Annotated in this window: 13 protein-coding genes and 1 pseudogene; 12 read left to right on the top strand and 2 right to left on the bottom strand. The window is 43.9% G+C overall.

Annotation, left to right across the window (positions count from 1 at the left end; translation table 11 throughout):
• Window positions 1–30: 30 nt before the first annotated feature.
• The 8 genes from BN1546_RS02930 (at window position 31) to BN1546_RS02895 (ending at window position 8,166) form a co-directional block, all read left to right on the top strand.
• Window positions 31–417, top strand: coding sequence for a tautomerase family protein (locus BN1546_RS02930; protein WP_090735882.1), 387 nt, complete (start codon window positions 31–33; stop codon window positions 415–417).
• Entirely contained in the window at window positions 414–749 is a 336-nt protein-coding gene (locus tag BN1546_RS02925; protein WP_090735879.1) for a carboxymuconolactone decarboxylase family protein, read from the top strand. Before BN1546_RS02930 ends, BN1546_RS02925 begins: the two co-directional genes overlap by 4 nt.
• A gap of 244 nt (window positions 750–993) precedes the next feature.
• Window positions 994–1,851 (top strand): BglG family transcription antiterminator LicT, encoded by an 858-nt coding sequence (gene licT / locus BN1546_RS02920; protein ID WP_090735877.1) that lies wholly within the window; start codon window positions 994–996, stop codon window positions 1,849–1,851.
• Window positions 1,852–2,033: 182 nt separating this feature from the next.
• On the top strand, window positions 2,034–3,914 hold the full coding sequence (locus BN1546_RS02915) for a beta-glucoside-specific PTS transporter subunit IIABC (protein ID WP_090735873.1): 1,881 nt from the start codon (window positions 2,034–2,036) through the stop codon (window positions 3,912–3,914).
• A 72-nt stretch (window positions 3,915–3,986) separates the two neighbouring features.
• Complete coding sequence (locus tag BN1546_RS02910; protein ID WP_090735871.1) at window positions 3,987–5,396, top strand: glycoside hydrolase family 1 protein; 1,410 nt, start codon at window positions 3,987–3,989, stop codon at window positions 5,394–5,396.
• A gap of 135 nt (window positions 5,397–5,531) precedes the next feature.
• Window positions 5,532–6,434, top strand: coding sequence for a LysR family transcriptional regulator (locus BN1546_RS02905; protein WP_013370387.1), 903 nt, complete (start codon window positions 5,532–5,534; stop codon window positions 6,432–6,434).
• Between the two features lie 124 nt (window positions 6,435–6,558).
• Window positions 6,559–7,698, top strand: coding sequence for a 5-methyltetrahydropteroyltriglutamate--homocysteine S-methyltransferase (locus BN1546_RS02900; RefSeq protein WP_090735868.1), 1,140 nt, complete (start codon window positions 6,559–6,561; stop codon window positions 7,696–7,698).
• Window positions 7,699–7,911: 213 nt separating this feature from the next.
• Window positions 7,912–8,166, top strand: a complete 255-nt coding sequence (locus BN1546_RS02895) for a YciI family protein (RefSeq protein ID WP_090735865.1) — start codon at window positions 7,912–7,914, stop codon at window positions 8,164–8,166.
• A gap of 145 nt (window positions 8,167–8,311) precedes the next feature.
• Here BN1546_RS02895 and BN1546_RS02890 read toward each other — a convergent pair whose 3' ends face one another.
• Window positions 8,312–8,650: a helix-turn-helix domain-containing protein gene (locus BN1546_RS02890; RefSeq protein ID WP_017425886.1), complete on the bottom strand. Its 339-nt coding sequence runs from the start codon at window positions 8,648–8,650 to the stop codon at window positions 8,312–8,314.
• 328 nt (window positions 8,651–8,978) lie between these two features.
• On the opposite strand from BN1546_RS02890, the gene BN1546_RS27670 reads away from it, so the two are divergent.
• From BN1546_RS27670 to BN1546_RS02880, 3 genes are all read left to right on the top strand, one after another.
• Window positions 8,979–9,266 carry a hypothetical protein gene (locus tag BN1546_RS27670; protein WP_255305256.1) on the top strand — a complete coding sequence of 96 codons (288 nt, stop codon included), beginning with the start codon at window positions 8,979–8,981 and terminating at the stop codon, window positions 9,264–9,266.
• Between the two features lie 100 nt (window positions 9,267–9,366).
• Window positions 9,367–9,465: a hypothetical protein gene (locus tag BN1546_RS27580; protein ID WP_014599622.1), complete on the top strand. Its 99-nt coding sequence runs from the start codon at window positions 9,367–9,369 to the stop codon at window positions 9,463–9,465.
• 223 nt (window positions 9,466–9,688) lie between these two features.
• Entirely contained in the window at window positions 9,689–10,141 is a 453-nt protein-coding gene (locus BN1546_RS02880) for a DUF6386 family protein (protein ID WP_090735864.1), read from the top strand.
• 130 nt (window positions 10,142–10,271) lie between these two features.
• Here the strand turns inward: BN1546_RS02880 and BN1546_RS02875 are convergent.
• Window positions 10,272–11,401: pseudogene (locus BN1546_RS02875) on the bottom strand (phosphodiester glycosidase family protein).
• 132 nt (window positions 11,402–11,533) lie between these two features.
• Between BN1546_RS02875 and BN1546_RS02870 the strand changes: the two are divergent.
• Complete coding sequence (locus BN1546_RS02870; RefSeq protein ID WP_013370425.1) at window positions 11,534–12,007, top strand: hypothetical protein; 474 nt, start codon at window positions 11,534–11,536, stop codon at window positions 12,005–12,007.
• Window positions 12,008–12,057: the final 50 nt, after the last annotated feature.

Genomic DNA, 12,057 nt, shown 5'->3' with positions numbered 1-12,057 from the left:
CATCTTATTCCCAAGATAGGAGAGATGAATATGCCCTTTGTACGAGTAGGCTACATGGAGCAGCAATACACAGAACAAGAGCTGCCTGGCATTAGCCGCTGTATCATGAATGCTTTGATCGAACATTTTCAGGTCCCGTCCAAAGATTACTTTCAGGTTTTTCATGCCCATAAGCAGAGCGAGTTTTATTATAGTCCCGATTATTTGAATGTACCCAGAACAGACAAGCTGTTGTACATCCAAATTACAATGGGATCGGGTAGAACTACGGAACAAAAAAAGGGTTTTTACCAAAGGTTAGCCGAACTCATATCTATTGAATGCAAGATTAGACCAGAGGATGTATTTGTGACACTGGTAGAGACTGAATTAGAGGATTGGTCCTTTGGCAACGGACTTGCCCAGATGGTCTTATGAAGCATAAATTAATCAAATCGAGTGTTCGGGAAACGATAGGTGATTTTGCACCCGCATTTGTAACCTATACGGAGGATGTTCTTTTTGGAGATGTATGGAGAAGAAGTGAGTTGTCTCTTAGGGAACGGAGTTTTATTACAGTTGCCGCTCTGGTAGCGGGTGAGCATGTGAATCAACTTCCTTATCATCTGAATCTGGCCAAGGAGAACGGGATTTCGGAGGAAGAATTGATTGAGGTCATTACACAGCTAGCCTTTTACGTAGGATGGCCGCGGGCAGCCTCAGCAGTTCAGGTTGCCAAAGACGTATTTTGCAAAGAAAAAGAACGTTAAGCATGAACTTAAATTACCGCTGAGCACAGGGATTTCGAGTGTTTGGCGGTTTTTTTGGTATGATTGTATTGTTATTCTGCTTTGAAAGCGGTATAGTAAGAGTAATTGAATGAGGGGTGAAGTGCCCTTCGGGATTGTTACTGGTGAGCAGGCGATACCCAAATAATGACTAATGGACTTAGTCGTTATTTGGTTTTTTTGTTATTCCAAACTTTGTCATTACATCAATGAGGTGAGCAGCTAGATGATCATCCGGCAAATATTTAACAACAATGTCATTCGGGCCGAGAATCAGGTAGGTCATGAGTTTGTTGTCATAGGGAACGGTCTGGGTTTTAAAAAGAAAAATGGTCAAAGGGTCGATGAAGAAAAAATAGAAAAAACCTTTGTATTAAAGTCCGATAAAATTCCGCAAAAATTAATTGATATCATTGGAGAAACATCTGTAGAGTATCTAAAAGTGGCGGATGAAATTGTAGGGAGCGCCAAAAAAGAAATGGGAGATATTTTTAGTGATAATATCTATATTTCGTTGATTGACCATATTCAATTTGCCATCTCTCGATACAGAAAATCCGTAGGGCTTAAAAATTCACTGTTATGGCAGATCAAAAAATTTTACAAAAAAGAATTTATGATAGGTATGAATGCATTGGACATCATTCATGCTCAATTTGGCATTCAAATGGATGAGCATGAAGCAAGCTTTATTGCCATGCATTTTGTCAATGCAAGACAAGACGGTCAGGGCATGAAACAAACGGTTGAGATTACGGAAGTCATTGATGACATTTTCAATATTGTAACCGATTACTATCAGATTACACTGGATGAAACCTCATTTAATTATTCGCGGTTTATTACTCATTTGCAGTACTTTGCCCAGCGCTTGCTGAGCAATGAACAAGAGCAATTAGCTTCAGGGGATAACTTTTTGTATGACCAAGTCAAAGATAAATACGAGAGGGCTTTTCAGTGTACCCAATTAATTAATCAGTACCTGGAATTAAAGCATGAAAGTGCGATGTCGATTGATGAAAAAGTGTATTTGACGATTCATATACAGCGTGTAACCTCCAGAAACGATATGGCTGATTCTTAGAAAAAAAGCTTGCAAACGATTACGGAGTGATTTATAGTAGGCTCACAACTTAAATTTAAGGATTGTTACTGATAAGCAGGCGATACCTAAATGAATGGCAGTGATCATTTTCTATGATCATGCATGCCTTTCGTTTAGGTATTTTTTTGTTTTCAGGCAATCTGCCCAAGAGGAGAATGAACATGGACCATCAGAAAATGGGCGAGGATATCGTACGTCTCGTTGGAGGAGAAGAAAATATCAATGGGCTTGTCCATTGTGCTACACGGCTCCGATTTGACCTGAAGGATTCACGAAAAGCCGAAAGAGAAGCGCTTGAGAAGCACGAGGGAGTCATTACTGTTGTTGAAAGCGGAGGACAATTTCAAGTCGTGATTGGCAGCCATGTTGCCTATGTATACACAGAGATTATGAAAAACAGGGATTTTGGGTCAGACACCTCTACGGCCAAAGAATCCAGCGGAAAGAAGACATCGGTCATATCCACAATCTTCGAAGTCATTTCCGGCAGTTTCTCCCCGTTGATTCCGGCGATGGCAGGCTCGGGGATGCTGAAAGCCCTCTTGACGGTTTTGACCTTGCTAGGCTGGATGTCTGCAACGAGTGATACCTATCTGATCCTGTCTGCTGCCGGGAATGCTGTCTTTTACTTCTTGCCGATTTTACTGGGAATTACGCTCGGTATAAAGCTGAAAGCGAATCCTTATGTAGCTGGTGTGATCGGTGCAGCTCTACTGGAACCCAACTTTACGGGACTGATGGACAAAGGCTCTGATGTATCGTTTTTAGGAATACCGGTGATCATGATGAACTACTCAGCGAGTGTTTTCCCGATTTTCATATCTATCAGCATCTATGCGTTGGTCGACAAGTTTTTGAAGAAAATCATTCTTAAGGATTTGCAGCTGTTTTTAGTTCCGATGCTGGCTTTAATGATTATGGTTCCGCTATCTGCCATCGCATTTGGACCGTTCGGTACAACGGTAGGAGATTGGATTTCTTCGGGTGTGACATGGTTAATCGGTGTAAGCGGCATCTTGTCAGGGATTGTGCTTGGCGGTTTTATGACCTTTATGGTCGTCTTTGGACTTCACTGGGGCTTTACCCCGATCACGATTCAAAACATCGGCGTTGGCGGTGATCCGATTGAGGCCATGGCTGCAGCAGCTGTATTTGCTCAAATTGGTGTCGCATTCGGTATCTTCCTGAAGGCTAAAAAAGATAAAACACTTAGAACCCTTGCAGGTTCCACGAGTATTACAGGCTTGCTGGCGGGTGTGACAGAGCCGATTGTGTATGGTCTGGTGCTTCGCTTTAAACGAGTCATTCCGATTGTCATTATCTCAGGGGCTATAGGTGGGGCCATCAATGGACACTTTGGAGTGAAAATGACGGCTTATGTGTTTCACAACATTTTTGCGATTCCAGTATATACCCCTACCTTGGTTTACGTGATTGCCATTGCATGCTCGTTCGCGGTAGCCACGGTGCTGACTCTTATTTTTGGCTATGAAAGCAAGGTGAAGGGGGAGACCGCGGCAACTGTTGAGGTCGTTAAGACGGAAGAACCTCTACCAACTGTTACAGCAACCAAGGCTGTTGACATCAAGAAAGAAACGATCTACAGCCCGATCACAGGCAATACGACACCCCTGAGCCAAGTGAACGATTCGGCATTTTCTACAGGGGCGATGGGAAAAGGGTTAGCCATTGAACCTTCTGTCGGTGAGGTTGTAGCGCCCATAGATGGAGTTGTAACGTCGCTATTTCCTACAGGACATGCCATCGGCTTGACTTCCAAGGCGGGTACGGAGATATTAATTCATATTGGAATTAACACCGTCGCGTTGAAAGGAAAGCATTTTAATCCGGTCGTTCAAGAGGGAGATATCGTAAAACAAGGGGACTTGTTAATCCAATTTGACAGAGAGCAGATTATAGAAGCAGGGTACGAAATCGTAACCCCTGTCATCGTCACCCTGACGAAACATAAAGTGGACGTATTTGAGACCAATCAGGAGCAGGTTCAGAAAAATGAAGTATTGCTAACTTTGGTGGTGTAATACAGGGAAGCTCATCATCACGTACATGAAGCGAAATTATAAGGATATAACGATAACTGGAGGGACTTTAGCATGAAACATAATCAATTGAAGGCATTTCCTGAAAACTTTTTCTGGGGAGGGTCAACTTCCGCATATCAGGTAGAGGGTGCATGGGACGAAGATGGAAAAGGGCCCTCTGTCATTGACATGGCTAACCACGTTGAAGGGGTGACTGATTTTAAGGTAACCAGTGATCATTACCATATGTTCAAAGAGGACGTAGCTCTGATGGCTGAAATGGGCTTTAAGGCGTATCGCTTCTCGATCGCTTGGACACGCATCTATCCACAAGGCGCGGGTGAAGTCAATCCGAAGGGAATTGCATTTTACAGCTCATTGATTGACGAATTAATTAAATATGGTATTGAACCGATTGTTACCATGTATCATTTTGATCTGCCCTATGCGCTTGAACAACAAGGCGGATGGTCCAAGAGGGAAACGATTGATGCCTTCGAGCAGTATGCCAAAACGTTGTTTGAGAACTTTGGGGACAGGGTGAAATACTGGCTCACCATTAATGAGCAGAACATGCTGATTCTCCATCCCGGTTCTATTGGTACATTGGATACTAGCCTGGAAAATCCGCAAAAGGTACTGTATCAGCAAAATCATCATATGTTAGTCGCGCAGGCGAAGGCGATGGTATTGTGCCATGACATGCTGCCTAATGCGAAAATTGGACCAGCACCGAATATTGGGGTCATTTATCCAGCCAGTTCCAAACCGGAAGATACGCTGGCGGCTGACAACTATGCAGCTATTCGCAACTGGCTTTACCTGGATATGGCTGTATTTGGTCGCTACAACCACATTGCCTGGAGCTATTTGGTCGAGAAGGGTTATGAGCCTGTTATTGAAGAAGGGGATATGGATATATTAGCGAAAGGGAAGCCGGACTTTATCGCATTTAATTATTATACCTCTCAAACCGTAGGGGAAAGTCTGGATGATGGAAATGATTATTCACATACAGGAGATCAGCATGAAATTGTGGGTGAACCCGGAGCATACCGAGGTTCTGTGAACCCCAACCTGCAAACGACGGAGTTTGGTTGGGAGATTGATCCGGTTGGTTTTAGAACCACATTACGCCAGATATATTCTCGCTACCGCCTGCCTTTAATCGTGACAGAGAACGGCTTGGGCGCTTTTGACAAGCTGGAAGAAGGGGATGTAGTAAACGATCCTTATCGTATTGACTTCTTCAAGAAACATATCGAGCAGATTCAATTGGCTATTACAGACGGCGTAGAAGTGTTCGGTTTCTGTCCGTGGTCTGCGATTGATCTGGTTAGTACCCATCAGGGCTCCAGTAAGCGTTACGGATTCATCTATGTGGATCGTGAGGAATTTGACCTCAAAGATTTGCGTCGCATTCGTAAACAAAGCTTCTATTGGTATCAAAAGCTGATCGCTACAAACGGTGAAATTCGTTAATTAATACAGCAGTGAAAAAAGCACCTCCTTGAAATGGATGTTTCCATTTTAAGGGGGTGTTTCTATTCCCTTTTCCAGGAGGGTGATCATGTATTATATAATAGAAGAAACAATAAACGGAAAGGACATCATGCATTGACCCTACAACAATTAAAATATGTCATCGAGGTTGCCAATCGTGGCTCCATGAATGAGGCGGCGAAGCGGTTGTTCATTTCCCAGCCCAGTCTGTCCAACGCGATTCGCGATCTGGAGGAAGAAATTCATATCACCATTTTTGAGCGTACTAATAAAGGCATTTCTTTATCCAAGGAAGGCGTGGAATTTCTAGGTTATGCGCGTCAGGTCGTTGAGCAGGCGGAGCTGCTGGAAAGTCGCTATTTGGATGCCAAGCCTTCACCACAGCATTTTGCTGTGTCTACGCAACATTATGCTTTTGCAGTGAATGCATTTGTAAATCTGGTGAATCAATATGGACAGGATGAATATGAGCTGGCTTTGCGGGAGACCAAAACCCATGAAATCATACAGGATGTCAAAAGCCTACGCAGTGAGATCGGAATCCTGTATCTGAACGAATTTAACGCCAAAGTCATCAACAAGCTGCTAAAAGATGCAAATCTGCAATTCAACAGCCTGTTTACGGCCAAGCCGCATATATTTATCAGTGCCAATAACCCGCTATCCCGGCAGTCTATCGTGACCATTGACCAACTTCATCCTTACCCATATCTGTCCTTTGAACAAGGGGAGTACAATTCCTTTCACTTCTCCGAGGAGATTCTGAGTACATTGTCGCACCCCAAAAGCATTCGCGTCAATGACCGGGCCACCCTTTTTAATCTGCTCATTGGCTTGAACGGCTATACCATTTCTACCGGAGTGATTAGTGCGGATCTGAACGGTAACGAAATTATTTCCGTCCCCCTGGAGTGTGATGAGTCTATTAATGTGGGATGGATTTGCCATAAAAACGTCGCGCTCTCCAAGCTGGCCACAGTCTATGTAGAAGCGTTGCATGAGGCAATAGGGGAATAAAAAAGTTTGATATAGCCTTAGGCTATAACTAGCTATAGTTTATTGGAGTTACCTTATAGCTGAAAATGTATGTTATCTTTCTTACAACAACTTCACTACTGAAGCGAAAAAGGAGATAACCCTAATGAGCAGCATCCTTGACAATGCATCCCAACGTAAAGTGACCCCTTTTAGGCATGATATGGTTGGCAGCTTTTTGCGCCCGCAAGCGATTAAAGATGCCCGAATTCAATTTCAAAATAATGAAATCTCTGCGGACGAGCTGAGAAAGATTGAAGATGAAGAAATTATCAAACTTTTGGAAAAGCAAAAATCCGTAGGCCTTCAAGCCGTGACGGATGGGGAATTCAGACGTTCCTGGTGGCATCTTGATTTTATGTGGGGACTGGACGGCGTGGAAAAGGTACAGCTTGCAAACGGCTACCAATTCCAAGGTGTGGAAACAAGAGCGGAAACCGCACGTTTGTCCGGTAAAATTGGACATTCCCGTCATCCTTTCATTGAAGATTTTAAATTCCTGAAACAAGTCGCAGGAGAGGATGCTATCGCTCGCCAAACGATTCCGGCACCTGCGCAGTTCCTGGCTGAGCTGTTGCGTGGAGAAAATAAAGAATCAACCGATACGTATTACAGCAATCTGGATGAACTGGTGACGGACATTGCCAAAGCCTACAAATCCGTGATCCAAGCGCTCTATAATGAAGGCTGCCGCAGCCTGCAACTGGATGATTGCACATGGGGCATGCTCTGTGATAAAAACTATTGGGAAGCTAGACAGCATGCGGGTGAAAATGTGGAAGATACTAAAAAGCTGTTCGCTCGCGTGAATCAGGAAACCGTGAAGGATCTTCCAGCCGATTTGGTCGTTACAACCCACGTATGCCGTGGTAACTATCATTCCACCTGGGCATCTTCTGGCGGCTATGAACCTGTAGCCGAAACCCTGTTCGGCATCGATAACATCGACGGCTACTATCTCGAATTCGATACCGACCGCGCAGGTGATTTTACACCGCTTAAGCATCTGAAAGATGAAAAACAAGTCGTGCTGGGCCTCGTTTCCTCCAAAACGGGTGAGCTGGAAGACAAGCAAACGGTCATCAACCGTATTAAGGAAGCAACTCAATTCGTGGACATCAACCACATCTGCCTCAGCCCACAATGCGGCTTTGCTTCCACAGAAGAGGGCAATATTCTGACAGAAGAGCAGCAGTGGAAAAAGCTTGCTTTCATAAAAGAGATTGCGGACGAGATCTGGAAGTAAGAGTTTAGGGGAATTGAATTGGAGAGATTCGTGATTACTAAAACACGCCACTTGAGGGCGTGTTTTAGTTTGAGAATCCGCTAAAATTGACCAAATTCCCTTATAGTTGCATTTCATCTTTAAGGACTTTTATTATAATAGCTAACGCTGTAATATCTTCTTAAAGGAACGCCAGATATTTTTTATTACAAGGGAAATATGGAGGGGAAATCAATGAATTACTTTTTATTAATTACTACACGAACAAACAAGTTCAATACTGATGATATCAAAGGGCACTATGACCATCTGGAAAAGTTAAAGAAAGAGGGAGCTCTTGAAAAGTATGGTCCATTTAGCGATGGAACGGGAGGAGCCTATTTAATAAAAGCAGCGTCACTTGAGGAAGCGACAAAGATTGGGGATTTAGATCCGCTCATTCAAAATGGTTCTTCTACATTGACAATAAAGGAATGGTTGTTGCGTTAAATTCCATCTAAGAAGGTCACGACAAAAAACTAATGTGCCTTTTTGGTATTGAATAAAAAATGAGGACTATGATTTTCTGAAAATGAAAAGTATGGTCCTTTTTTTATTTCCCAAGAGATTGCTCTCACAATTTTTGAGAATTTTCTTAGTTGATAATCTCCCGTATCACATTCCTCGCCAAACGTACCTTCTCTGGACTCGTCTTTTGAAGTATATTTACGATTTCTTGTATACCATCTTCATGCTTCGTAACCTTAATATCCTCATTTACATAAGCGAAAAGCTGAATCAAATTAACATCCAGTGCATCAGCGATTTTAGCTATGTTTATTAAAGATACGTTTTTTTCTCCACGTTCAATCTGCCCTATGTATGAAAAATGGAATCCGCCTTTTTCCCCAAGCGACTCCTGAGACAATCCTTTTTCTTTTCGCAAAGCACGTATTCTGGCACCCACTAATTTGAGGACTTCTTTGTCTTCCATCGTCTACACCTCACTATTCTAAAAGTGTAGACAAGAAATCTAAATGAAAACATTGAATATTAGATACAATAAATATTTTTGATATCTATAAGTATTATTTTGGCGTATAATAAGACTATTCTTGAATCTCTGGAGGAATAGATATGAAAGAAGCTCCTTCTACCTATATTCCAAGTCCCACTCAACCGTCCAGACCCTCACAACACCTACTCATTCAATAACCGATTTCCACACGCTATCCCAATACCACATGAAACTAGCCCAAATACTGTACAAGCATAACCAACTCCAATGCTGCATTATCCTCTGCGACAGGGCGTTAACCTCCATGGTAAAAGCTCTATATATGAAAGAAACTAATAGTATTTTCCCTCCGGGACTCTTGTCCATGGCGGATTTGTTGCACTTATTACATACTGACACCAACCCCGGATTGGATATTGTTGTATTTATAGGCACCACTCAATTTCTTTCATCCCAGCTAGAAACCTCGCTCATTCAAAAGATGAAGCAGAAAGATGTGAGCAGGCTGTTGCGTAGATCCGACGACATTCTTTGCCAGTTGTCATCCCGAGTCATTACCGACCCATCCGAAACATACCAGTCCATTTTCTAAGAGGCTCCTTCACAGCAAATAAACTTGCCGATTCGCCCGGTCGTTATCTGCTTTTCTACATACGATAAGAGTAAGCTTTAACGCAAGGAGGGATTTAGACATGGGTGAAGTAGGTTACGGTGGAGCATGGACATCCACAGGCGCGATTTTGGTATTGTTCATTTTGTTGGTGATTATCACCAAATCTTTTCTGATCTAACGTTAGGTTAGCATCGCTCAAACTTACAAAGCGACCCTCTTTCACGACATCGTGAGGGAGGGCTTTTTTAATGCAGAATGGATGGTGGCTCTAGTATGTTGTCTGGTTCTACAAGCATTGTTATACTTTACATACAGGGATAATTTCCCTCAAATCTATAGCAATACGGATAGCGGAAGACGTGGGAAAACGGAAATTCGCTGACTATTATCAGGAGGATTGTATGATGAACATGGCAATCAGTCCATTTCAATTTACGACAGACACGGCGACTCTTTGCCTATTTGATACGCAAGCTCTGAAGCATCGCTTGAACGATGAGCCGGATTGGTGGTCTATCGAAGCAGACGAGCTGGGGGAGTTAAATGCGGGAAACGCTGCTTTCTTGAACCTAGGAGCGGATGGGACGTATGAGGTTGTGATAACAGATCATATCGAGCAGCCCATGGTGCGGCTGTTTTTGAAGGTTCCTTCAGGGAACATATTTATTGGTGCAGGAGAGGAAGCCACAGGTGGCGAGTTAGAACCTGATTGTATATGGGGAGGGTCATTCCTGTCTGTGCAACCCGGACTTTATGAATGCTTGGCAAGCAGAGGAGAAAACCACCGTATTTATCTTTCTTTTAAAAAAGGAGGCGAAGGCAGTAACAGCTTTACCAGCCTGGTTCGATTGTAGGTTGCAGGATCAACCCGTAACGGATCAGACAAACCGCTCGAACACAGGGGAGCCATAATAACCGGGACTGGGAAAAAGGAAAAAGCTATCCCCACGGCTTGCAGATCCGTGAAGACAGCCCTTTATTCGTCTATTGATACTTTACAATAATAGCGTTGCTGATCTGGCGGCCGGGTGTGGTGAGGTAGAGCCGTTGTAGTACAGTCCGCTGGAAGCACCGCCATCCAGGTTCATGGCCTGATAAGCGCCAGCCTGCTTCATCATTTGGGCGAGCTGTGGAATGGTCGCTCCGCTTGTGGTCAGGAGGATCAGCTTATGATCCCTAGTAATTCCAAGTGCGCTGCGGGCGCCGCCGCCTGTTAATATTTTAGGGTCTTTGAAGCCTTCGGCTTTGACATTTAGGGAAACCTGACCGTTCGTAACCAGACGAGGTCCAGCTTGAAGAGCACCTTCGACGCTGCCTTGACTTAACTGTTGTTCAAAGACAGAACCTGACACAAGCTTGGCTAAATGGTTAGCATCATAGGTAAAGACGGTACGTTGGTCACCGGAGCTTTTTTTCAACAGCTTGCCATGGCTGACCAGATAGCCGTAAGGCGTCTTGTATGAGCTTTTGGTATAGGCGTCAAAGAATGTGCCATTAATGGCTACAACCGCTTGATTGCGTTTGGCAAGACTGCTTAAGTCCTCCACTTTACCAAGGGTATCGCTTGCCAGTGCCACGTCCAAACTTATCTTGGGATGGAGCATGGAGATGGTGACCACCTTAGCGGAAAAGGTACGAGGTCCAACCTTGAAGCTCTTATGAGCTGTCGTGATCGGGGCAGTATTTCCGGGTAGCTTGCCGGTAAGTACCGGAAGCGTAACAGACGTCGTACCCTGCGTAATACGCACAGCTGAGGTTTCTTTTTGCCATAAGACTTGCAGATTTAGATATTGGCTGATGAACTGCAAGGGTACATAGGTAGCGCCGTTATCGGTAAAAGGTGCATTTTGCATACGAACCGTTTGATCATTTACTTTAGCAACAGTTTGTCCCGTAAATAAGGTAAGCCGGGTATTGCCTTGCGCTATTTCTATTTTTTTGTCCGCTGGGTTCAGGTTGAGCGTGATCCCTTCATAGCTGTTCAGGAGGCGAAGCGGGATGAAGGAGTGGTTATTCTGATCCACATAAACCAGCATAGGTGCTGGTGCAGCAGCGTAGATCGGGGTTACAAGTAAGAGCATGGACAGGATGATAAGTGCGGTGATTCTTTTCATGAATAGATCAATCTCCTTATGTAGTCTTAACTATGGACGAGGTGCTTGTACTTATATCGGGTTTTATGAGTTATAAGTGTATGTTACGCGAATTTTGAGTGTTTGGATGATACAGAAACGGGGTGGCTGGAGATGAGCAGGTATGAGACAAGACTTGAGGATTACCGTCGCAGGGAGCGCCCTTCTTATCGTGTTTTTGAAGGAATGCAGGAATTGGTGTGCAGTGTGGGGCAGCTGCATAATAACTGGTTATATGTGAATGTGGATCAATGGGATCAGGACCCTGTTCATACACCGATTTATTATTTGGATGAGCATTGGCTGGAGGAATGTGCAGAGGACGGTACAGCCGCAACCAACGAACAGGACGAGTATATTCCCCTATGGATATCAGATCGTCAGGTTCAAACCTGGTTTGAGCTGGCCACCTTTGAAAGTGTTGTAGAAGTTCTTAAGGCTGCTGGAAAGCCAGTGACACTTCAGATGGTGATTGTGGCGGTCAAATATTACGACAAGCGCGATGCCTATCTGGACTATGACGAGGTAAAGGCAGTGACAGACCTGTGGTTTGTGTTGACGAAGGTGAGGAACCACCTAACAGAATGAATAAAGCCTGTAGAACAAATAAGACATACATACACTGGATGGGGGAAGCA

The organism is Paenibacillus sp. Mc5Re-14, assembly GCF_001049835.1.
Lineage (GTDB): Bacteria > Bacillota > Bacilli > Paenibacillales > Paenibacillaceae > Paenibacillus > Paenibacillus polymyxa_C.
The sequence above is the reverse complement of the archived record's forward strand: the minus strand, read 5'-3'. Positions and strand labels throughout refer to the sequence as shown.

Bases quoted from the DNA above. Each gene is read 5' to 3' on its own strand.
- BN1546_RS02930 (WP_090735882.1), top strand. From the start codon at position 31: ATGCCCTTTGTACGAGTAGGCTACATGGAGCAGCAATACACAGAACAA.
- BN1546_RS02925 (WP_090735879.1), top strand. From the start codon at position 414: ATGAAGCATAAATTAATCAAATCGAGTGTTCGGGAAACGATAGGTGAT.
- licT (WP_090735877.1), top strand. From the start codon at position 994: ATGATCATCCGGCAAATATTTAACAACAATGTCATTCGGGCCGAGAAT.
- BN1546_RS02915 (WP_090735873.1), top strand. From the start codon at position 2,034: ATGGACCATCAGAAAATGGGCGAGGATATCGTACGTCTCGTTGGAGGA.
- BN1546_RS02910 (WP_090735871.1), top strand. From the start codon at position 3,987: ATGAAACATAATCAATTGAAGGCATTTCCTGAAAACTTTTTCTGGGGA.
- BN1546_RS02900 (WP_090735868.1), top strand. From the start codon at position 6,559: ATGAGCAGCATCCTTGACAATGCATCCCAACGTAAAGTGACCCCTTTT.
- BN1546_RS02895 (WP_090735865.1), top strand. From the start codon at position 7,912: ATGAATTACTTTTTATTAATTACTACACGAACAAACAAGTTCAATACT.
- BN1546_RS02890 (WP_017425886.1), bottom strand. From the start codon at position 8,650: ATGGAAGACAAAGAAGTCCTCAAATTAGTGGGTGCCAGAATACGTGCT.
- BN1546_RS27670 (WP_255305256.1), top strand. From the start codon at position 8,979: ATGGTAAAAGCTCTATATATGAAAGAAACTAATAGTATTTTCCCTCCG.
- BN1546_RS27580 (WP_014599622.1), top strand. From the start codon at position 9,367: ATGGGTGAAGTAGGTTACGGTGGAGCATGGACATCCACAGGCGCGATT.
- BN1546_RS02880 (WP_090735864.1), top strand. From the start codon at position 9,689: ATGATGAACATGGCAATCAGTCCATTTCAATTTACGACAGACACGGCG.
- BN1546_RS02870 (WP_013370425.1), top strand. From the start codon at position 11,534: ATGAGCAGGTATGAGACAAGACTTGAGGATTACCGTCGCAGGGAGCGC.